Origin of the sequence: Kitasatospora sp. NPDC001547, from assembly GCF_042894165.1 — a bacterium.
Taxonomy (GTDB): Bacteria; Actinomycetota; Actinomycetes; order Streptomycetales; family Streptomycetaceae; genus Kitasatospora.
On record NZ_JBIAVL010000006.1, the window covers coordinates 67,035 to 87,995 of the forward strand.

General features: G+C 75.4%; 19 protein-coding genes. 16 read left to right on the top strand and 3 right to left on the bottom strand.

Going from position 1 to position 20,961, the window contains the following annotated elements; genetic code table 11:
- The first annotated feature begins 46 nt into the window (after positions 1–46).
- The 10 genes from ACFY0X_RS13805 (at position 47) to ACFY0X_RS13850 (ending at position 10,460) form a co-directional block, all read left to right on the top strand.
- Entirely contained in the window at positions 47–322 is a 276-nt protein-coding gene (locus ACFY0X_RS13805; protein ID WP_380449672.1) for a phosphopantetheine-binding protein, read from the top strand.
- A complete protein-coding gene (locus ACFY0X_RS13810; RefSeq protein ID WP_387753400.1) occupies positions 319–585 on the top strand; it encodes an acyl carrier protein in 267 nt (88 codons plus the stop codon). Before ACFY0X_RS13805 ends, ACFY0X_RS13810 begins: the two co-directional genes overlap by 4 nt.
- Positions 582–1,739: a beta-ketoacyl synthase N-terminal-like domain-containing protein gene (locus ACFY0X_RS13815; RefSeq protein WP_387753403.1), complete on the top strand. Its 1,158-nt coding sequence runs from the start codon at positions 582–584 to the stop codon at positions 1,737–1,739. Before ACFY0X_RS13810 ends, ACFY0X_RS13815 begins: the two co-directional genes overlap by 4 nt.
- An 11-nt stretch (positions 1,740–1,750) precedes the next feature.
- Positions 1,751–2,320 carry a beta-ketoacyl synthase N-terminal-like domain-containing protein gene (locus ACFY0X_RS13820; protein ID WP_387753406.1) on the top strand — a complete coding sequence of 190 codons (570 nt, stop codon included), beginning with the start codon at positions 1,751–1,753 and terminating at the stop codon, positions 2,318–2,320.
- Between the two features lie 208 nt (positions 2,321–2,528).
- Complete coding sequence (locus ACFY0X_RS13825) at positions 2,529–4,145, top strand: class I adenylate-forming enzyme family protein (protein WP_387753409.1); 1,617 nt, start codon at positions 2,529–2,531, stop codon at positions 4,143–4,145.
- Between the two features lie 73 nt (positions 4,146–4,218).
- On the top strand, positions 4,219–5,475 hold the full coding sequence (locus tag ACFY0X_RS13830; protein ID WP_387753411.1) for a beta-ketoacyl-[acyl-carrier-protein] synthase family protein: 1,257 nt from the start codon (positions 4,219–4,221) through the stop codon (positions 5,473–5,475).
- 82 nt (positions 5,476–5,557) lie between these two features.
- Complete coding sequence (gene hppD, locus ACFY0X_RS13835; protein WP_387753413.1) at positions 5,558–7,540, top strand: 4-hydroxyphenylpyruvate dioxygenase; 1,983 nt, start codon at positions 5,558–5,560, stop codon at positions 7,538–7,540.
- The gene (locus ACFY0X_RS13840; RefSeq protein WP_387753415.1) at positions 7,537–8,649 is read left to right on the top strand and encodes a thiamine pyrophosphate-dependent dehydrogenase E1 component subunit alpha; all 1,113 of its coding nucleotides are present in this window, start codon (positions 7,537–7,539) and stop codon (positions 8,647–8,649) included. Before hppD ends, ACFY0X_RS13840 begins: the two co-directional genes overlap by 4 nt.
- On the top strand, positions 8,646–9,614 hold the full coding sequence (locus tag ACFY0X_RS13845; RefSeq protein WP_387753418.1) for an alpha-ketoacid dehydrogenase subunit beta: 969 nt from the start codon (positions 8,646–8,648) through the stop codon (positions 9,612–9,614). Before ACFY0X_RS13840 ends, ACFY0X_RS13845 begins: the two co-directional genes overlap by 4 nt.
- Positions 9,615–9,674: 60 nt before the next feature.
- Complete coding sequence (locus ACFY0X_RS13850) at positions 9,675–10,460, top strand: DUF3050 domain-containing protein (RefSeq protein WP_387753421.1); 786 nt, start codon at positions 9,675–9,677, stop codon at positions 10,458–10,460.
- Between the two features lie 70 nt (positions 10,461–10,530).
- Here the strand turns inward: ACFY0X_RS13850 and ACFY0X_RS13855 are convergent, their stop codons facing one another.
- Positions 10,531–11,880 (bottom strand): acyltransferase, encoded by a 1,350-nt coding sequence (locus ACFY0X_RS13855; protein WP_387753424.1) that lies wholly within the window; start codon positions 11,878–11,880, stop codon positions 10,531–10,533.
- Between the two features lie 158 nt (positions 11,881–12,038).
- On the opposite strand from ACFY0X_RS13855, the gene ACFY0X_RS13860 reads away from it, so the two are divergent.
- The 5 genes from ACFY0X_RS13860 (at position 12,039) to ACFY0X_RS13880 (ending at position 17,093) form a co-directional block, all read left to right on the top strand.
- Positions 12,039–14,483, top strand: a complete 2,445-nt coding sequence (locus ACFY0X_RS13860) for an FHA domain-containing protein (RefSeq protein WP_387753426.1) — start codon at positions 12,039–12,041, stop codon at positions 14,481–14,483.
- A gap of 7 nt (positions 14,484–14,490) precedes the next feature.
- The gene (locus ACFY0X_RS13865) at positions 14,491–15,051 is read left to right on the top strand and encodes a hypothetical protein (protein WP_387753429.1); all 561 of its coding nucleotides are present in this window, start codon (positions 14,491–14,493) and stop codon (positions 15,049–15,051) included.
- Between the two features lie 86 nt (positions 15,052–15,137).
- Complete coding sequence (locus ACFY0X_RS13870; protein WP_387754056.1) at positions 15,138–16,136, top strand: protein kinase; 999 nt, start codon at positions 15,138–15,140, stop codon at positions 16,134–16,136.
- Entirely contained in the window at positions 16,133–16,507 is a 375-nt protein-coding gene (locus ACFY0X_RS13875) for a DUF1304 domain-containing protein (RefSeq protein WP_387753431.1), read from the top strand. The genes ACFY0X_RS13870 and ACFY0X_RS13875 overlap by 4 nt, the downstream gene beginning before the upstream one ends.
- Before the next feature lie 172 nt (positions 16,508–16,679).
- Complete coding sequence (locus tag ACFY0X_RS13880; protein WP_387753434.1) at positions 16,680–17,093, top strand: hypothetical protein; 414 nt, start codon at positions 16,680–16,682, stop codon at positions 17,091–17,093.
- A 91-nt stretch (positions 17,094–17,184) separates the two neighbouring features.
- Here ACFY0X_RS13880 and ACFY0X_RS13885 read toward each other — a convergent pair whose 3' ends face one another.
- Positions 17,185–18,525, bottom strand: a complete 1,341-nt coding sequence (locus ACFY0X_RS13885; protein WP_387753437.1) for a streptophobe family protein — start codon at positions 18,523–18,525, stop codon at positions 17,185–17,187.
- Positions 18,526–19,055: 530 nt separating this feature from the next.
- On the opposite strand from ACFY0X_RS13885, the gene ACFY0X_RS13890 reads away from it, so the two are divergent.
- Positions 19,056–20,321, top strand: coding sequence for a DUF6777 domain-containing protein (locus ACFY0X_RS13890; protein WP_387753439.1), 1,266 nt, complete (start codon positions 19,056–19,058; stop codon positions 20,319–20,321).
- 98 nt (positions 20,322–20,419) lie between these two features.
- Here the strand turns inward: ACFY0X_RS13890 and ACFY0X_RS13895 are convergent, their stop codons facing one another.
- Positions 20,420–20,863: a winged helix-turn-helix transcriptional regulator gene (locus ACFY0X_RS13895; protein WP_387753441.1), complete on the bottom strand. Its 444-nt coding sequence runs from the start codon at positions 20,861–20,863 to the stop codon at positions 20,420–20,422.
- Positions 20,864–20,961: the final 98 nt, after the last annotated feature.

Consider the following 20,961-nt stretch of genomic DNA (forward strand, 5'->3'; position numbering starts at 1 on the left):
CACCCCGTTCCGTCCGCACCACCACCCCGACAAGGAGCCCACCACCATGCAGGACCGCATCCGCGCCTTCGTCCTGGCCGCACTCGCCGAGATGCAGTACGACGTCTCCGAGGTCACCGGGGACACCGACCTCGGCCCGGCCGGGCTGGACCTCGAATCGCTCGCGCTGGCCGACCTGTCCGTGCAGGTCGAGGACGAGTTCGGGATCAAGTTCGACCTGGACGAGATGGAGACCACCGCGCTGATGACGCTGGACGAGTTCACCGCCGACGTCGCCCGCCGGATCGACGCCCTCGCCACCACCTCCGGCAGCGCCGCGTGACCGGCTCCCCGCTCCCCGACGGCCTGCCGGACCGGGCCGAGGTCCTGACCATGCTGGCGGCGTTCGGGCAGCGCGCCGTCGACACCGTGCCCGAGGACCTCGGCTCACTCGAACTGACCTGGCTCGTCGCCGAGTTCGAGCAGCGGTACGGGCTCCAGCTGGACCTGGACGACGACCGCTTCGGCGCGGTGCGCACCGTCGACGACGCCACCGGCCTGCTGCGCGAGGCCGTCCTCGCCGACCGCGCGGGCGCACGGCCGTGATCCCCGCCCGCACCGGCTCCGGGCCGCCGGGCCGGGCGCCCGGCCGCCCGGTGCTCACCGGTGCCGGGGTGCTCAGCGCCGCCGGGCGCGGGCTCGACGCACTGACCGAGGCCACCGCCCACGGCAAGTCCCTGTTCGGCCCGGTCACCCGCTTCGACGTGAGCGCCCGCCGCACCACCCGCGCCGCGCTGTTCCCCGACACCGGCCCGCCGGCCCGCCGCCACCCGCTGGCCGGGGCCGTGCTCGACGCGATCGGCCAGGCCTGCCGACAGGCCGGGCTGACCGCCGCCGAGGGCGCCGGCCTGCCCGTGCTGCTCGCCCTGCACAGCGACGGACACACCCGCGCGACCGCCGACGCGGTGGCCGCCGGAGTCCGGTCCGACTGGGGCGCGCCGGGCGTCACCCGGGTCTACAACGGCGCCTGCGTGGCCGCCGCGACCGCCGTCGCCGACGCGGGCGCCCTGGTGGCCGCCGGACGGCACGAGCGGGTCCTGGTCGCGGCCGGGCACCTCGTCGAACCGGGCGTCTTCGCGGTCTTCGACGCCGGACGGGCGCTGGCCCGGGACGGCGAGGCGCGCCCGTTCAGCGCCGGCCGCACCGGCACCCTGCTCGCCGACGCGGCCGCCGCCGTCCTGGTCGAATCCGCCCCCGCCGCCGAACGGCGCGGCGCACCCGCGCTCGCCCGGCTGGCGGGGTGGGGCCGGGCCGGGGACGCCCACCACGTCTGCCGCCCGGAACCGGAGGGGGACGGGGCGGCCCGGGCGATCGGGGCCGCGCTCGCGCGGGCGGGCGTCGATCCGGCCGAGGTCGGCTACGTCAACGCCAACGGAACCGGCTCCACCCTCGCTGACCGGGCCGAGGCCCGCGCCCTGCGGCGGGTGTTCGGCACGCACACCGACCGCCTGCCGGTCAGCTCCAGCAAGTCCGTGCACGGGCACGCCCTGGAGGCCTCCGCACTGCTCGAACTCGTCGTCACGGTCGGCGCGTTGGGCACCGGACTGCTCCCGGTCAACGCCGGCTGGCTCGGCCCGGACCAGGACCTCGCGCTGGACCTCGTCCTGGACGGCCCGCGCGCCGCCCGCCCCTCGTACGCCCTCAGCCTCAACTCCGCCTTCGGCGGCGCCAACACCGCGCTGCTGCTGGCCCCGGGATGACAGCCACCGCCATGACCACCTCTGCCGACCACACCCACGGACTGCGGATCCTCGCCGAGGCCCGCCGCCCCGCCCCCGGCCTGGACGGACCGCCGCCACCGCTGCCCGGCTTCGCCGCCTCCGGCTTCAACCCGCTGGTCGCCGACACCGCCGAGCGCTGTCTGCGTGCCCACCACGGCGATCCGCCCGCCCCCGGACGGACCGCCCTGCTACTCGCCAGCGCGAGCGGCGACCTCGACACCGCGCGGGCCATCGAACGCAGCGCCGAACCCGGACAGCGGACCGGCCCGCTGCTGTTCTTCCAGTCCAACCCGAACGCCGTCCTCGGGCACGTCTCCGCGCGCTGGGGCCTGACCGGCCCCGTCGTGGCGGTTTGCCCGGCCGAGGCCGACCCCGGTCGCGTCCCGGCCGAGGCGTTCGAACTCGCCGCACTGCTGCTCGAGGACGGCGACGCCGACCTGGTGCTGGCCGTGGCCGTCGAGCGGACGCCCGACGGGGACCACCGGGCCGCCGCCGTCCTGCTCGCCGGTCCGGGCACGGAACCCGACCGGGCTGAACCACCCGGGCACCGCCGGCCGTAGGAACCATCGAGGCCCGGCGCCTGACGCAGCCGCACCCGGCACACCAGCGCCCCTCCCGGGCATCGCCTCGCACCCGACACCCGCCGCCCGAGCGGCACACCGCCCCGGCCGCCCGCGCGGCACACCGCCTCGCCGCCCCGCGCGGCCGACCCGCCACCCGATCAGCCGCCCGGGCCGTCCACCGGCCCCGAGGGAGGGACCCACCCCCGTGACCATCCGCAGCCTCCGCACCCAGCTCGCGGACGACCCCGACGTCGGCGCCGGCAACGTCCTGACCGCCCGGATCGCCCTCGGGCTCGACCTGGACGTGCCGCTGCTCAGCTTCGACACCCCGGTGGACGACCACCCCGCCTGGCAGCCGTTCACCCTGCGCGAGCTGGACCGAGCCGTCCGGGCCCGCGCCGCCGCCCTGCACGGCCTGGGCATCACCCGGCGCGACCCGGTGGTGGTGTACGCGAGCGACGCCGCCGACCACGTGCTCGCCTTCCTCGCCCTGACCCGGCTCGGCGCCGTCCCCGCGCTGCTCAACCCCAATCTGGACGGCGAGCGCGCCGCCCGCTACATCGCCCGCCTCGGCGCGGCCGGGGTCCTCGCCGACCCCGCCCACCTGGCCGCGCTGGCCGGCCACCAGACCGGCGCGCCGCTGCTGCCCGAGATCGCCGCCCTCGGCACCGGCGACCCGGACGCCGCCCCGGAGCCGTACCGGCACTGGTCCGGCGACCCAGTGGCGATCACCCACTCCTCCGGCACCACCGGGATGCCCAAGGCCGTCGTCCACTCGCACGCGAGCCTGTACGCGGCGATCCGTCACCGGCTGCGGCTGCCCCGCCCGCAGGGCCAGGACCGGATGCTCAGCGCACTGCCCGCCCCGCACGCCGCCACCCTGATCGCCCTCAACCTCGCACTCAGCTCGCACACCGAACTCGCCGTGCTCTCCCGGCAGTCCGGCGACGGCGTGCTGGCGGCCGTCGAGCGCTGGCGGCCCACCGGAGTGATCGGTTTCGCCGCCACCTGGGCCGACCTCGCCCGGCACGACCTCGCCACCCGCGACCTGACCTCCGTCGCGCTCTGGTGGAACACCGGCGACTGCGCCCACGAGGTGCACATCCGCCGCCTCATCGCCACCGGCAGCCGGGAGACCGTCACCCGCGACGGCCGCACCCGGGTGCCCGGCTCGCTGTTCGTGGACGGCCTCGGCTCCACCGAGATGGGCCACTCCCACTTCTTCATCACCCACGGCCCCGGCACCGAGCGCTACGGCCGCTGCGTCGGCCGCCCGCACGCCTTCGTCGACTGCGAGGTGGTCGGCCCCGACGGCGAGCCGCTCGGGCCCGGCGAGGTCGGCGAACTCGCCACCGCCTCGCCCACCCTGGCACTCGGCTACTGGAACGACTCGGCCACCACCTTCCGCACCCGGCTGCGCGGCCGCTTCCTCACCGGGGACCTGATGTACCGGGACGAGGAGGGCTACTACTACCACGTCGACCGGGCCGTCGACTCGGTCGAACTCGCCGACGGCCGACGGCTGTTCACCGCGATGTCGGAGGAGCGCGTACTCGCCGCCTGCCCGGACGTGCTGGACTGCACGGTGGTCGCGGTACGGGACGGCGACCGCGTGGTCACCGACGTGCTGCTGCTCCTCGCCGCGGGCGCCGACGAGGCCGCGGACCGCACCGCGGCGGTCGTCGCCGCCCTGGACGAGGCCGCCGCGGCGACCGTCCGCAAGGTGCTGGTGGTCTCCCCCGACGACATCCCGCTCGGCCCGACCGGCAAGGTCCGCAAGGTCCTGCTGCGGGAGAACCACCTCGCGGCGGTGGGCGCGTGAACGGGCGAAGCGGGCGAACCGTCCGGAGGTTCGCGTTGCGCGAAGCGGCCGCCGAGCGAAGCGAGGTGGGCGCATGACCCCGCGACCCGGCGCCGTCGTCACCGGTATCGGCCTGGTCTCCCCGCTCGGCCGCGAACCCGCCGAGGTGTTCGAGGCGCTGACCGCCGGCCGCTCCGGCCTGCGGGCCGTCCCCGAGGGCCACCCCGCGCACGGCTGGCTGCCCGCCGCCGGGATCGCCCCCGCCGTGGACGGCCGGGAGGTGCTGCCGCCCACCGAGACCCGCTGCGTCGACCGCTTCGTGCTGCTCGCCCTGGCCGCCGCCGACGACGCGCTCGCCGACGCCGGCCTGGCCGTCGGCCGGGACGCCGACCCGCACCGCACCGCCGTGGTGCTGGCCACCGGCGGCGGCGGACTGGAGACCTTCGAGCAGCAGTCGCACCGCCGGCTGGAACGCGGCCGCCCCGGCGTCAGCCCGTACCTGCTGCCCGGGATGCTCTCCAACATGGCGGCCGCCCGGATCGCCATCAAGCACGGCATCCGGGGCTACAGCTCCGCCGTGGTGACGGCCTGCGCGGCCGGCGCCCAGGCGATCGCCGAGGGGCTGCGGCTGATCCGGGCCGGCGACGCCGACGTGGTGGTGTGCGGCGGCACCGAGTCCTCGCTGCACCCGACGATCGCCGCCGCCTTCACCAACGCCCGGACCCTGGCACAGGGTTGGGAGGATCCGGAGCAGGCGAGCCGGCCCTTCGACGCCCGCCGCAACGGCTTCGTGCTGGGCGAGGGCAGCGCCGTCCTCGTACTGGAGCGGGCCGAGCACGCCGAGGCGCGCGGCGCCGCCGGGTACGCGGACGTCCTCGGCTGGGGCGCCTCCACCGACGCCCACCACCCGACCTCGCCGCGCCCGGACGGCACCGGCGCCGCCGACGCGATGCGTGCCGCACTCGCCAACGCGGGCCTGGCCCCGGGCGACATCGACTACGTGAACGCCCACGGCACCGGCACCCGGCTCGGCGACGTGGCCGAGACCGCCGCGCTGCACGCCGTGTTCGGCGCGCGGCCGCCCGCAGTCAGCTCCACCAAGGGCGCCACCGGCCATCTCCTCGGCGCCGCGGGCGCGTTGGAGGCGGTGGTGACCGCCCTGGCGGTGGCGCGGGGGACGCTGCCGCCGACCCTCAACCTGACCGATCCCGACCCGGCCTGCAACCTGGACCACGTCCGGGGAGCCGCCCGGACCGGCCCGGTGCGCGCCGCGCTGAGCAACGCCTTCGCCTTCGGCGGCCACAACCTCAGCCTGGTCCTCGGCCCGGCCTCCACCCGCTCGGCCCGGTAGTCACCGTCCGCTGCCGCCGCCCACCGCCGCGCGGCGGCAGCCCGCCGATCCTCGATCCGCCATCCCTCCGGGGGAGATCCCGTTGTCCATCCAGACCATCACCCATGTCGAGTTCCACTGCGCGGACGCCGACAAGACCGCGGCCGGACTCCAGGCCGACTACGGCTTCACCGCCGACGCCCCGGCCACCGCGCCGGACGGCACCCGCACCGTCGGGCTGCGCCAGGGCACCATCCGGCTGCGGCTGACCTCCGCCACCGACCCGGAGCACCCGGTCGCCGAGTACGTCGCCCGGCACGGCGACGGCGTGGCCGTCCTCGCGCTCGGCTGCACCGACCCGGCGGCCGCGCTGGAGCGGGCCGAACGGCACGGCGCCCGGGTGCTCGACCGGGCCTGCGCGCTGATCGAGGGCTTCGGCGACACCGCCCTGCGCCTGGTGCCGCTGCCCGCCGCCGAGCCCGCACCGGAGACCGCACCCGAGCCCCGGCTGCTGGACGGGCTCGACCACGTCGCCGTCTGCCTGCCGGCCGGCACCCTCGCGGCCACCGTACGGTTCTGCGAGACCGCGCTGGGCTTCCGCACGGTCTTCGAGGAGTACATCGAGGTCGGCGAGCAGGCGATGGACTCCAAGGTGGTGCAGAGTGCCTCCGGCGGCGTCACCTTCACCCTGATCGAGCCCGACCCCACCCGCCGTCCCGGCCAGATCGACGAGTTCCTCGCCGCCCACGGCGGGGCCGGCGTCCAGCACCTCGCCTTCAGCACCCGCGACATCGCCGGCGCCGTCCGGACCGCCCGGGAGCGCGGCGTGGAGTTCCTGACCACCCCCGCCGCCTACTTCGACGCCCTGACCGACCGCCTCGGCGGGCCGGCCATCCCGGTGGGGACCCTGCGCGACCTGCACGTCCTGGTCGACCAGGACCACGGCGGCCGGCTGTTCCAGATCTTCGCCCGCTCCACGCACCCCCGGCGCACCTTCTTCCTCGAACTGATCGAGCGGCAGGGGGCGGGCACCTTCGGCACCGCGAACATCAAGGCCCTCTACGAGGCCGTCGAGCGGCACGGCCCCATCGCCCTCGACCGCCCCACCGGCGCCGACCGCCCCACCACCGTCGACCGGCCCGCTCCCGCACATCCGACGGAGGCCCGTCCGATGGCCGCCGCCCCCGCATTCCATCTCACCGAGGCCGAGCGCGCCCTGCTGCCCACCCCCGAGGAGGTGGCGCACTACCGCGAGCACGGCTGGTACCTCTCCCGCAAGCTCCTCGGCGACGAGGAACTGGACACCCTCCAGGCCGCCACCGAGCGGTACTACGCCGGCCACCGCGACCGCGAACTGCCCGTCCGGCCGCCCCGGCTGGCCTCCTGGCGGCCCGGGGACGGGCCGGTCCAGCGGCACAACGACTACGTGCACTTCGAGAGCGACGCGATCGGCGCGATCCTGCGCAAGCCGCTGATCGGCGCGGTGGCCGCGCTGCTCGCCGGCGCCGAGGAGATCCGGATCTTCCAGTCGACGCTCATCTACAAGCCCCCCGTGCCCGAGGAGCCCAGCAACCGGGTGCCCTGGCACTTCGACAAGCACTACTGGCAGACCTGCACCTCGGAGGAGATGCTCACCGCCTTCATCCCGTTCCACGACTGCCGCGAGGAGAACGGCACCATCACCATGGTCGACGGCAGCCACCGCTGGCGGGAGCTGCCCTCGGGCGAGGACTCCACCCGGCACTTCGCCGACCGCGACCGCTCCGAGCTGGAGGGCATCCTGGCCGCCAACGCGGCGCACAACGGGCAGCGGGTGCGGAAGGTCCCGATGCTGATCCCGCGCGGCCACATGTCCTTCCACCACTGCCTGACCTACCACGGCAGTGGCCCCAACCTGGCTTCCCACCCGCGCCGGGCGGTCTCGCTGCACCTCCAGGACGGCGCCAACGAGTACCGCCGGCACGACCGGCCGGACGGCGAGCCGGTGGTGTACAACCACGACGTGCTGGTGCGCCGCACGGACGACGGCCGCCCGGACTACGCCGACCCGCGGTTCTGCCCGACGGTCTGGCGGGGACGGCCGTGACCGCTCCCGCGCACACGGCCGACGGGCACGCGGTGCCGCCCGGCGGCCCTGGTCCCGCCCCGTTGGACACCCCGGCCGAGCGCTACCGGATGCTGCGGCTGATCCGGGGCTTCGAGGAGCTGGCGCTCGGCCTGGTGAAGTCCGGCGCGGTCCCCGGCGGCATCCACCCGTACATCGGGCAGGAGGCCGTCGCGGTCGGCGTGTGCTCGGCGCTCGGCCCGGGCGACCGGCTCACCAGCACCCACCGCGGCCACGGCCACGTGCTCGCCCGGGGCACCGCGCCGCACCGGCTGCTCGCCGAGCTCCTGGGACGGGTCGGCGGGTCGAACGGCGGCCGGGGCGGCTCCATGCACGCCGCCGACTTCTCGCTCGGCATCCTGGGCGCCAACGGCATGGTCGGCGCCGGCGCCCCGATCGCGGTCGGCGCCGCGTGGGCGGCCCGGGCCGCCTCGGCCGCCCCACCACTCGAACGGGCGGCGCCCGACCGGGTGACCGCCGCCGGTTCCGCCGCCGACCCCGCGCCGGTCGGCCGGACCGCGGTCGCGGTGGCCTTCTTCGGCGACGGAGCGCTCAACCAGGGCGTCCTGCTGGAGTCGCTCAACCTCGCCGCGATGTGGCGGCTGCCGGTGCTGTTCGTCTGCGAGGACAACGGCTACGCCACCACCCTGCCCGCCGCCACCGCCGTCGCGGGCAGTGCCGCCGGCCGGGCCGCCGCCTTCGGCATCCCCGCCGAGGAGGTCGACGGCATGGACACCGAAGCCGTCCGCGCCGCCGCGCTGCGCGCCGTCGAGCGGGCCCGGAACGGCCGCGGCCCCGGCTTCCTCAACTGCCGCACCTACCGCTACGAGGGCCACCACACCATGGAGCGCCGGATGAAGCTGCGCTACCGCTCCGCCGAGGAGGTCGGGGCGTGGCGCGAGCGCGACCCGCTCCCCCGCGCCGCCGCCCTGCTCGACCCGGCCACGGTCGCCGACCTGGACCGTTCGGTGGCCGAACAGCTCGCCGCCGCCGAGGAGTTCGCGCTTGCCTCGGCGCACCCGGACCCGGCCGGCGCGCTGGACCACCTGTACGCCGACGGGCTGCGGCCCAGGGCGGGAGTGACCTCGTGACCAGGCTCTCGTACACCAAGGCGCTCAACCGGGCGCTGGCCGACGAACTCGCCGCCGATCCGGCGGTCTGCGTCTTCGGCGAGGACATCGGCGCCGGCCTGGCCGGGCCGACCCTCGGCCTGCTGGACCGCTTCGGGCCGGAGCGGATCGTCGACACCCCGCTGTCCGAGCAGGCCTTCACCTCGATGGCGGTCGGCGCCGCCCTGGCCGGCCGGCGCCCGGTGCTGGAGTTCCAGATCCCCTCCCTGCTGTTCCTGGTCTTCGAGCAACTCGTCAACCAGGCCCACAAGTTCTCGCTGATGACCGGCGGCCAGGCCGCCGTCCCGCTGACCTGTCTGGTGCCCGGCTCGGGCTCCCGGGACGGCTGGGCCGGGCAGCACTCCGACCACCCGTACAGCCTGTTCGCGCACGCCGGGGTGAAGACCGTGGTGCCCGCCACCCCGACCGACGCCTACGGGCTGCTGCGCTCGGCGATCCGCGACCCGGACCCGGTCGTGGTGTTCGCGCCGGCTGCCGCGATGCCGGTGCGCGAGACCGTCACCTGGGACCTCGCCCCCGTCCCGCTCGGCCGGGCCCGGATCCACCGGCCGGGCACCGACGTCACCGTGGTCGCCCTCGGGCACCTGGTGCACGACGCCCTCGCGGTGGCCGAGGAGCTGGCGCCGGACCTCTCGGTGGAGGTCCTCGACCCGCGCACGGTGTACCCCTTCGACTGGCAGGCGCTCGCCGACTCGCTGGAGCGCACCGGACGCCTGGTCGTCCTGGACGACTCCAACCGCAGTTGCGGCTTCGGCGCCGAGGTGCTGGCCACCGCCGCCGAGGAGATGCGCCTGACCGCCCCGCCCCGCCGGATCACCCGCCCGGACGGCGCCGTACTGCCGTTCGCCCCCGTCCTCGACCGCGCCGTCCAGCCCGGCCGCGAGCAGCTGCGTCACGCGCTGGACCTCGTGATGAAGCACCGCTGACCGCACGGATTCGAGCCCCCGCAGGCCCCCATGTTCCCATGACCCGACCGAGGAGTCGCATTGTCCACGAACCGCTACCACTGGGACCGCTCGCACCCCGGGCTGACCAGCCTCCAGCAGGCCGTCGACCCGCTGCGCCGCGAGGTGGTCGAGCACTCGGTGTACCGCGCACTCACCGGCATCGAGCGCGTCCGCACCTTCCTCGGCAGCCACGTCTTCGCCGTCTGGGACTTCATGTCGCTGCTCAAGAGCCTCCAGCGCGACCTCACCTGCGTCGACGTGCCGTGGGTCCCGAACGGCCCGACCGCCAGCCGCCGGCTGATCAACGAGATCGTGCTGGTCGAGGAGAGCGACGAGCTCGGCGAGGGCTACACCAGCCACTTCGAGCTGTACCTGGACGGCATGCGGCAGGCCGGGGCCGACCCGCGCCCGATCGAGGACTTCCTGGCCCTGCTGGGCTCAGGCACCGCCGTGCCGGATGCCCTGAAGCGCGCCGGAGTGCCGCAGCCCGCCCTGGACTTCACCTCCACCACCTGGTCGATCGTGGAGAACGCGCCGGTGCACGGCCGGGCCGCCGCCTTCGCCTTCGGCCGTGAGGACCTGATCCCGGACATGTTCACCCAGGTCGTCCGGATCGACGACCCCGAGGGCTCGCTCACCGTCTTCAAGGACTACCTGGCCCGCCACATCGAGGTGGACGGCGAGCAGCACACCCCGATGGCGATGCAGATGCTGATCGACCTGTGCGGCGACGACCAGGCCAAGTGGGACTCCTGCGCCGAGACGGTCCGCAGCGCACTGCGCGCCCGGCTCCAGCTGTGGAGCGCGATCGAGCGTTCCTTCTGACACCCGCGACGGTACGGTCGCGCGGCGGCCGCTCCCGGCGACCACGGCGTCCGTGGCCGCCGGGAGCGGCTCAGATCACCTTGGGCAGGACGGCCTCCGAGGCGGGCGGCCGGTCCTCGGCCCGCCGGAAGCGGTGCAGTGCCGCCCGGCCCTGCGCCCCGCGCACCCGGGCGGCGAGCCGGGCCGGCAGCACCACGGTGGCCAGCCGGCCCTCGCCCCGGAACCCCTCGACCGTCCAACTAACCCAGGGGATCGGGTAGTTGGCGGCCGGACTGAAGAACACCGGGCGCCGGCCCTGGAAGCTCACCGCATAGGCGCCGAAGCCGCTCCAGTTGGAGAAGCTGAACCGGCGCGCGCCCGGGTCGAAGCCCAGCGGCACGCAGTCGCGCAGCCGTGAGCGGCCGAGGGTGGCCAGGAACCACAGGTTGGCGCGGAGGTTGAGGTGCGCGGCCGGAAACTCCTCGACCGCCGTGCGCAGCGCGTCGGCCAGTACCGCCGGGCCGTCCGCGGGGCGGTACGGCAGATGGACCTCGCTCAGCAGGTTGCCCACCAGTGCGGGCGACAGGCCCAGCCAGCGGCGCGCGTTGACCGGCACGGTCAGCATCCGCTCGGCGTGGTCACCGTCCAACTCCCGTAGCGTGCCGACGAGATGGGCGCAGAGCACGTCCCCGGCGGAGAGCGGCCGACCAGCCGCGGCACCGAACTCCTCGCGCATCCGGGACACTTCGGCGTCGGTGAAGGCGATCTGGACGATCCGGTTGGCGCGCGGGCCGACCGCCACCTCGTGGGCCAGCAGCTCCGCCTCCGCCGCCGAGGGCACCCGGAACCCGGGCCGCCCGCAGTCCTCGGCCGGGAGCACTTCGTTCAGCAACTCGTCCTGGTCGTCGACCAGTTCGGCCTCCGGCAGGGGCTCGCCCTCGACCGCCGCGGACCAGCTCCGCAGCAGCAGCATGAAGCTGTGCAGATCGCCGACCGCGTGGTGCCAGGAGCAGCCGAGCACCGTCCCGCCGTCGGCCGTGCGGGTCATCCGCACGGTGAGCAGCGGGACGCCGCCGTGGCGCGCGGCGGGGGCGTCCAGCGGGGCGACCAGTCCGGAGCCGGGCGCCGTCACCCGGCCCATCGCCTCGGCGAGCGTGCCCTCCACGGTGTAGACCTCGAACGGCACGCCGGTGTCGTCGCAGACCGCCTCCAGGACGCCCTCGACGGTGCGCAGCCGTCCGGCGAAGACCGGCACCCGTTCCAGCGCGCGCGCCAGGCCGGCGGCGAGCCGCTCGTCGTCCAGCGGGTGCTCGAAGCAGAGCACGACCGAGACGGCGAGGTCGGCGAGCATGGTGTCCATCAGCCCGCAGCGCAGCACCCGGTCGGTGGCGCGTCGGGCCCGGACGGTCCGGGACCGTCGCAACTGCGGCCAGATGCTCATGGTTTCCGTTCCGAAGCATTCGACGACCTCCGGCGCCGCGCGATCCGCGGACACGCCGAACGATAGTGGCGTACGGAGGCAGTGGTCCAGTCCAATCCCGCACTCCGGTACGGCCTTCCGAGCGCCGCGCCGGCAGCGGCGGCGATAGAATGCCGAGCATGGGAGAGCGCCCCGGCGCACCCTCCGCGCCGCCCCTCGTACTGGTCACCGACACCGACTCGCAGCTGATCGACCCGGCCCGGGCCTACCGCCTCGGCCGCGACCCGACCAGCGAGATCGTGCTGGACGACCCCCGGGTCTCCTGGCACCACGCGATCCTGCGCGCCACCGACGGGCACTGGCGGGTGGAGGACGTCGGCAGCACCAACGGCACCTACGACCACGGGCTGCGGGTCAGCAGCGAGGACGTCGGTCCGGGCACCCGGCTGCGCTTCGGCGATCCGGCCGCCGGCCCCTGCGTGACCTTCGCCGACCCGGCCGATCCGGCGCCCGCGCCCGCCTCCGCCCCCTCGGCCGCCCTCGACGCCGCGGATCCCGTACTCGCGGCGCGGGAGCGCCCGTCCCTGGTCGCCCCCCGGCTCTCCGGCACCTTCCGCAGCCCGAGCGCCGTCCTGCAGCTGCCCGGGCACACCGTACGGATCGGCCGCTCGCCCGACAACGACCTGGTCCTGGACGACCTGGTGGTCTCCCGGCACCACGCCGAGCTGCGCGAACTGCCCGACGGCGGCCACGAGATCGTCGACCTGGACAGCCACAACGGCACCTACCTCAACGGCCGCCCGGTCCGCCGGGCCCCGGTCGGCCCGGCCGACATCGTCGGCATCGGCCACTCCGCGCTCTGCCTGGCCGACGGCCGACTGGTCGAGTACACCGACACCGGCGAGATCTCCCTGGACGTCCGCAACCTGGTGGTCCGGGTCGGCCCCGACCACCGGGTGCTGCTGGACGACGTCGGCTTCCCGCTCGCCGAGAAGGCGCTGCTCGCGGTGGCCGGCCCCAGCGGCGCCGGCAAGTCCACGCTGCTCAACGCCCTCACCGGGCTGCGCCCCGCCGACGAGGGCACGGTGCTGTACGACGGCCGCGACCTCTACCGCGACTACGCCGAGCTGCGCCGCCGGATCGGCCTGGTGCCGCAGGACGACATCCTGCACACCCAGCTCACCGTCCGCCGCGCCCTGTCCTACGCCGCCGAGCTGCGCTTCCCGGGCGACACCGATCCGCAGGAGCGGGAGGCCCGGGTCCTGGAGGTGATCCACGAGCTGGGCCTGGACGCCCGGGCCGACCAGGTGATCGCCAGCCTCTCCGGTGGCCAGCGCAAGCGGGTCAGCGTCGCGCTGGAGCTGCTCACCAAGCCGTCCCTGCTCTTCCTCGACGAGCCGACCTCCGGCCTGGACCCGGGCATGGAGCGCTCGGTGATGCGGATGCTGCGCGGGCTGGCCGACGACGGCCGGACGGTGGTCGTGGTGACCCACAGCGTGCTCAGCCTGAACGTCTGCGACCGGCTGCTGGTGCTGGCCCCGGGCGGGCGGACGGCGTTCTACGGGCCGCCCGGCGAGGCGCTGGAGTTCTTCGGCTTCGAGGAGTGGCCGGAGGCCTTCGAGGCCTTCGAGAACGAGGACCACGCGGCCTGGCAGGATCGGTTCCGGCAGTCCCCGCAGTACGCGCGCTACGTCGCGGCCGACGACGGGGCGGCGCCGCACCGGGCCCCGCAGCCGGCCCCGCAGCCGGCCCCGCAGCCGTACGCGTCCCAGCCTGAGCCGGTCGCGCCCGCGATCGGCCGGGAGAAGCCGCAGAGCTGGTTCTCCCAACTGGGCACCCTGGTGCGCCGGTACACCTCCGTGCTGGCCGCCGACCGGCTCTTCCTGACCATCATGGTGGTGCTGCCCTTCGTGATCGGCCTGATGTGCCGGGCGATGGCCGGCTCCCGGCTCTCCCCCGAGAACGCCGTGAACTGCCTGCTCACGCTCTGCATCGGCGGGCTGCTCACCGGATCCGCCAACTCGGTGCGCGAACTGGTCAAGGAACGCGCGATCTACCAACGGGAGCGGGTGGTCGGGCTCTCCAGATCGGCCTACCTGGTCTCCAAGGTGGTGGTGCTGGGCACGGTCACGGTGGCCCAGGCCGTCGTCCTGACCGTGGTCGGCCTGGCCGGGGTGGACCTGTCCTTCGCGGTGCCGACCGGCGTGGTGATGCCGCAGCTGCCCGAGCTGATCATCGCGGTCGCGCTGCTCGCCTTCTCGGCGATGATGCTCGGCCTGGTGGTCTCGGCCCTGGTGGACAAGGAGGAGGCCACCATGCCGCTGCTGGTGCTCCTCTCGGTGGTGCAGATCGTCTTCAGCGGTCTGATGCTCAAGCTGCACGGCGTCCCGGGGCTGGAGCAGTTCGCCTGGCTGATCCCGTCCCGCTGGGGCCTGTCGGCGATGGCGCGCACCGTCGAGCTGCACGGCATCTTCCCGAACGCGATCACCGCCGACCCGATGTTCCGCCACCAGCGCTCCGGCTGGCTGCTGAGCATGGTGCTGCTGCCCGCGCTGTCGCTGCTGTACGGCCTGGTGGTGCTGGCCCTGCTGCGGCGGCACGAGCCCAGCATCATGCGGCGGTGACCCGCCCATGGACGAGTTCGCCTTCCGCCCCACCCATGTCGCCCCGCCGGACGGGCTGGCCTCCTGGGAGGCACCGGACCCGGGCCGGCCCGCCACCCGCCTCGACCCGCTGCTGCCGCTGCGGCTGCTCGACCGCCGGGGCGACTGGGCCCGGATCCTCTGCTCCAACGGCTGGACCGCCTGGGTGGACGGCCGGCTGCTGGTCGCCCTGCCGCAGACACCGCCCACCGCCGGGGCCCCGCCCGCGCGGACCGCCGACCCGCGCCCGGCGCTCGCCGAGGCCGGGGGCGCACTCGCCCGCTACCGCGCCCTGCTGGAGGACCTCGCCACCGGCGCCCTCGACCTGGAGGCCTTCCGGGAGCGCACCCGCGGCCTGCGGATCGGCCTGGTGGTCGACGGCGAGGCGGTCTGGCTGTTCGATCCGGTGCACGACCGCTGGTGCTACGGCGACGGGCTCCAGCTCCAGACGTACGCGGCCACCGACCACCCGGTGGCGCCCGCCTCCCCGCGGACCGGCCCGCCGCCCGTGCACAGCCCGTCCGCCCCCACCCGGACCGGTGAGCCGTGACCTCCGCCGACCGGCCGTCCGCCGAGGGACCCACCGCCGGAAGGCCTGCCGTCGACCCGTCCACCGCAGGGCGGGACGCCCCCGTCCTGCCCTCCGGGCTGGTCGGGCGGCAGGTCGCCGGCTACCGGCTGGAGCAGGAGATCGGGCGCGGCGGCATGGCCGTGGTCTACCGGGCCAAGGACCTGCGGCTCGGCCGGACCGTCGCGATCAAGCTGCTCGCCCCGGAGCTGGCCCGCAACGAGGTGTTCCGGCAGCGCTTCATGCACGAGTCGGAGGCCGCCGCCGCGATCGACCACCCGCACATCATCCCGGTGTTCGAGGCGGGCGAGCAGGACGGCATCCTGTTCCTCGCGATGCGCTACGTCGAGGGCGGCGACCTGCGCGCCCTGATCAACCGCTCCAGCCCGCTCCCGGTCGGGCGGGCCGTCCGGCTCGCGCTCCAGATCGCCTCGGCGCTGGACGCCGCCCACGGCCACGACCTGGTGCACCGGGACGTCAAGCCGGGCAACGTGCTGGTCGCCGCCGGAACGGACAGCGAGCACCCGGAGCACCTCTACCTGGCGGACTTCGGCCTGACCAAGAAGTCCCTCTCGCTCAGCGGCCTGACCAGCGTCGGCCAGATCGTCGGCACGCTCGACTACGCCGCACCCGAGCAGATCTCCGGCAAGCCGCTGGACGGGCGCTGCGACCAGTACGGCCTCGGCTGCGTGGTGTTCGAGATGCTCGCGGGCGCCCCGCCGTTCCGCCGGGAGAGCGACCTCGCGCTGCTCTGGGCGCACCTCAACGACCCGCCGCCCGGGCTGCGCGAGCACCGGCCCGAGCTGCCGGCCGGCGTCGAGGCGGTGGTGGCCCGGGCGCTGGCCAAGCGGCCCGGGGAGCGGTACCCGAGCTGCCTGGGGTTCGTCGCCGAGCTGCGCGCGGCGAGCACCGCCGGCGCGCCGGAGCCGTGGCGCGCGGACGGGCCGCCCACCCGGGTGGTCCCGGCGCTCGCCGCCGACCCTCCGGCGGTGCCGCGGCCGCCCGCCTGGGCCGCGGCGGTCGTCCACCCGCCGCCGTACCCGTCCGGAGGGAGCCGTCCGCCATGAACGCCCTGAGTCAGGTCTTCGCGGTGGTCGCCGCGGCGGTCCACCTGATCGTCTGGCCGCTGGAGAGCTTCCTGTACGGGCATCCACGGGTGCGCCGCCTGCTGACCGGCAGCACGGCGGACGCCCCGGAGGTCCGGCTGTGGCGCGTCAACGTGGGCTTCTACAACCTGTTCCTGGCGCTCGGCCTGGTCACCGGCCTGGTCCTGCTGCACACCGGGCACCCGGCTGCGGGGCGGGCGATGGTGCTCTACATCGCCGCGTTCATGGTCGCGGGCGGGACCACCCTGTTCGTCTCGGAACCCAGGCTGTGGCGCGGGGCGCTCGGTCAGGCCGTCCCGGCGGCCGTCATCCTTCTGGCCGAGGTTTTCTGACTCCGCGTCACCGGTTTCACCGCCGTCCGGCGGGGCTACACTCCGCCTACCCCGCGAAGGTCGCGGAGGCTGGGGGTGGCGGACAGCAGTGGTCAGGATCCCGATCACCGACCGGTACGTCGTCGGTCTCGGTTGCCGAGTGTGCGTCGAGCACGGGCCCACCGTGACGAAGGTGAACTGGCACGTCGCGCACCTGCCGGAGGGCGGCTCGCCCCGGCCCACCGGCGGCAACCAGGAGATCGGCCTGATCTGTCCGCGCTGCACGCGGTCGTTCTCGGTCCGGGTGGAGACCGCCGCCAGGGCGCGGGTCAAGCAGCGGGTCCAGCGGGTGGTGGGCTGGCTGCTGGTGCTCTCGCTGCTGGCCACCGTCCCCCTGCTGATCCAGCTGGGCGGCCGAACCGTCGAGGAGGGCGACGACCAGACGGTCGACAACATCGGCCTGCTCCTCGGCCTGGCGGCCGCGGGCGTGATCGTCGGCCCGTCGCTGCTGTTCGGGGCGAGCATGCACGACGGCGTCGGGAAGCTCCGGCAGATCCGGACGGACGGCCGCAAGACCAGATGGGTGCAGGGCCACCGGCTGTTCTGAGCCGGGGCCGCGCCGCCTGCCGGCCCGCGCACCGGCCACCCCCTGCTCGGCAGCTCGCGCCGGTCACCCCGGGCCCGTCACCCCGTGCCCGTCACCCCGGGCCCGCCGGCACCTCGCCGCGGTGCCGCACCCGGGTGGCGAGCAGGGCGCCGAGCGCGCCGGTGAGCAGCCCCCAGCCCGCCGCGAGCGGCACCGCCGTCCAGAGCACCGGGCGCAGGGTGAGGCTGCCGCTGCCCAGCCCGGACAGCGGGTTGTCGCCGCCGAGCACGGCACCCAGCAGGTCGCCCAGGCCGCCCTGGCCCAGGCCGACGCCGAGCACGGAGAGCCCGTAGTCGGCGTCCACCCGGGTCCACAGGCCGACCAGCAGCACGGTGACGGCGGTGGCGAGCCCGAACCGGACGGCGTGCTGCCAGAGCCGGACGGTGCGCGGCGAGCGGCGGGCCGCCAGGAAGGCGGCCGCCAGCAGCAGGACGGCGGCCAGCGGCAGCAGCCACCAGCTGCGCGCGTCCTGCTCCGCGAGGGTGCCGAGGTCGATGGTCGCCGGGCCGCCCCCGGGGGCGCGCAGCACCGTGCTGAGCGGTTTGGGGACGGGCAGGCCGAGCGCGCCGACCAGTCGGCCGTGCCATTCGGCGCCGAGCCCGACGCCGAAGGCCAGCCAGACCAGGTCGGGCAGCGCGAGCAGGACCACGGCCAGGGTCTGCCGGGCGTTGCCGTGCACGACCGCGGTCAGCACGCCGGCCACCGCACCGATCGCCAGGTACGCCAGCAGGACCGTCCAGAGCGCGAACGCGGCCGGCCGGACGGCGAGTTGGTAGCGCACCAGGGCGGGCGGCAGCGGGGCGCGCCGGGACACCGCGAAGGTGACCGCGAGCACCAGCAGCAGCCAGGCCAGCCCGATGCCGACGGTGGTCGGGCCGTCCGCGTGGAAGCCGACCTCCGGGGTGAGCCCGAGCGCGCCGCTGAGCGACTGCGCGAGGTCGCCGCCGAGCGGGACGACGAAGCTGTGCCGGGCGCCGACGGTGAGCAGCACCAGGGCGAGCAGCCAGACCAGCACCGTCCGGCCGATCCGCCCGAGCAGTTCACCGCCGCCCGCGACCGCGCGGAAGCGCAGCTGACGCAGGAACACCTCGGCCATCACGACCGCGCCGACCACCGAGACGCTCAGCGGCATCGCGCTGATCCCGGCCTCGATGGACGCGAAGTTCCCCGCTCCGCCGTCGAGTTGGACGTCGCCGCCGACGGCGAGCGCGAGCGTCGCGGCCAGTACGGCGGGGAAGCCGCCGTCCGGGAGGTCGTCGGCGCCGGCCAGCCAGAGGCCGAGCGCGGCCACCGCCGCCATCGCGACCAGCCCGGCCAGCACGACGGCGAGCGCGTCCAGCCAGCCGCGCACGGCGCCGGGCGGGCCCGCGGCCCGGGTGGTGGGCTGCTGCATGCCGCCTCCTCGTCGCTCGCGGGGTGCCCCGGATCCGGCCCGGGGCCCGGGCTCGAACGGCCGCCGGAGGACTCCCGTCCGGCTGCCGACCGGCTTCCGGTGGGGTTTCCAGGGTGGCCGACGTTCGGTGGCCACGCTCGGCGACGCCCGGAGCACCTGCTGTTGCGACGAAGGGGTCGGCGGGGGACAAAGGGAAGCCAGTGGCAGGAGCTTCCCGGGTCGGCCGTTCGGCCGGCCACCTGCGAAACGGAGCATCGATGACGTCCCAACCGCCTCCGTCCGGCGCGGCCGGCGAACCCCCGCACGGTCCCCCGTCCGGTCCCCCCTCCGGGCCGCTGGCCGGTCCACCGTCCGGCGGGGGTGCGTCCGGACCGACGTCCACGCCTCCGCCGCCCTCAGGTCCGTTCGGGGGCTCCGGCGCCTCCGGCTCAGGCGGCGGCGGGCGGCCGGGCGGGCCCGGCGGGTCGTCGGCGGGCGGCCCCGGGCGCGGCGCGCGCACACCGTGGTGGCGCTCCCGGAAGGGGCTGGCCGTGGCCGCGGGCGCGGTGGCGGCGGCCGTCGTGGCCACCGTGCTGATCACCAGCAACAACAAGGGCGGCCACGACACGAGCGTGCCGACCGCGAACGAGGTCGCCCTGCAGACCCCGGCCGACCCCGGGCCGGCTCCCTTCACCCCGTCGGTGGAGACCCAGGGGGTGAGCGCACCCGCACCCGCCCCCGCCACCCCGACGGCGCAGCAGCCGGGCGGCACCTCGCCCAAGAGCACTTCGCCGGCGGCGCTCCACAGCGTCGAGGGCGGCTCCGCCGGACTGTACGGCGGGACGATGAACAAGCCGAGTTGCGACACCGAGCGCCTGATCGGGATGGTCTCGACCGGGGACGCCGGGCGTGCCTGGGCCTCGGCGGCCGGCATCGCGCAGGCCGACATCCCCGGCTACCTGCGCTCGCTGACCTCCGCCTACCTGCGGGTGGACACCCGGGTGACCAACCACAGCTACAAGAGCGGCGCGGTGGTCGAGTACCAGTCCGCGCTCCAGGCGGGAACGGCCGTCCTGGTGGACTCCCAGGGCGTGCCCCGGGTGCGCTGCTCCTGCGGCAACCCGCTGAAGCCGCCGAAGCTGGTGAGCAACGCCAAGTACACCGGCAAGCCGTGGACGGGCTTCCAGCCGACCACGCTGGTCGTGGTCGTACCCGCCCCGCGGCCGGTGACCGAGATCGTCCTGGTGAACATCGAGACCGGCGGGTGGTTCGCCCGGCTGACCGGCCGGATCGAGATCGTGGACCGGCACGTCGAGCCGCCAAAGGGGCCGCTGGTGCCCGGCATCCCGGCGCCCGGCCCCTGGAAGCCCTCCACGCCCTCGGGTTCGGCGACGGCCTCCGGCGCCACCACCTCAGGGGCCACCTCGTCCGGGCCGAGTTCCTCCGGCGCCACGTCGTCCGGGCCGAGTTCCTCGGGCGCGACGAGTTCCGGGGCCACCTCGTCCGGGCCGAGCTCGTCGGGCGCGACGAGTTCCGGGGCCACGTCCTCGACCGGTTCGGGCCAGCCGTCCGGGTCGACCGCCACGACGGGCACGCCCTCCTCCTCGACCGGCACCTCGACGGCCACCCGGTCACCGACCGGCACCACCTCGAGCGCCCCGACGGCGACCGGCACCGGCACGACCAGCGCGGGCACGACGACCACCGGTACGACGACCACCGCCACCGGCCCGAACACCCCGACCGCGACCTGCGCGACCACGGCCCCGTCCACCCTGCCGCCCTGCCCGACCGCGTCGGCCGCCACCCAGAGCTGACCCGACGCGGAACCGAACCGGTGCGGAGCCGACCCGGCCCGACGCGCCACCACCCCCGCTGCCACCGGCCACCCTCCGGCCGGTGGCAGCGGCACGCCTCAGGGAAGCAGCACCCGCGCGTCCTCGGGCCCGAGCACCCGGCCGTCCGCCGAGCGCACCTCGACCGGCGCGACGGGGGCGCCGGACTCGCGGTCCACCAGGCGCGCCCGGGGCTCACCCTCCTGGAAGAACCACTGGTCACCCCACTGCCGCAGCGCCGTGATCACCGGGAACAGCGCGCGCCCCTTCTCCGTGAGCACGTACTCCTGGTACGGGCTGCCGTCGGCGGCCGGCGCGAGAACGAACACGCCGTTGGCGACCAGGTTGGCCAGCCGGGAGGACAGGATGTTCTTGGCCAGGCCGAGGTTCTTCTGGAACTGCCCGAAGCGGCGCAGCCCGTCGAAGGCGTCACGGACGATCAGCAGCGTCCACCCGTCGCCGACGACGTCGAGCGGACGGGCGACCGGGCAGGTCGATTCCTCGTGCGTGGTGCGTCTCGGCACTTCTCCCACCTCTCAGCTGTCGCCCGTCACCGGTCGGCGCCCAGCGTACCGATCATGACGTGGTTGCTTATCAAAACCAGAATATGCCATGGTGCTGC

Bases quoted from the DNA above. Each gene is read 5' to 3' on its own strand.
- ACFY0X_RS13865 (WP_387753429.1), top strand. From the start codon at position 14,491: ATGGACGAGTTCGCCTTCCGCCCCACCCATGTCGCCCCGCCGGACGGG.
- ACFY0X_RS13875 (WP_387753431.1), top strand. From the start codon at position 16,133: ATGAACGCCCTGAGTCAGGTCTTCGCGGTGGTCGCCGCGGCGGTCCAC.
- ACFY0X_RS13820 (WP_387753406.1), top strand. From the start codon at position 1,751: ATGACCACCTCTGCCGACCACACCCACGGACTGCGGATCCTCGCCGAG.
- ACFY0X_RS13855 (WP_387753424.1), bottom strand. From the start codon at position 11,880: ATGAGCATCTGGCCGCAGTTGCGACGGTCCCGGACCGTCCGGGCCCGA.
- ACFY0X_RS13860 (WP_387753426.1), top strand. From the start codon at position 12,039: ATGGGAGAGCGCCCCGGCGCACCCTCCGCGCCGCCCCTCGTACTGGTC.
- ACFY0X_RS13830 (WP_387753411.1), top strand. From the start codon at position 4,219: ATGACCCCGCGACCCGGCGCCGTCGTCACCGGTATCGGCCTGGTCTCC.
- ACFY0X_RS13805 (WP_380449672.1), top strand. From the start codon at position 47: ATGCAGGACCGCATCCGCGCCTTCGTCCTGGCCGCACTCGCCGAGATG.
- ACFY0X_RS13885 (WP_387753437.1), bottom strand. From the start codon at position 18,525: ATGCAGCAGCCCACCACCCGGGCCGCGGGCCCGCCCGGCGCCGTGCGC.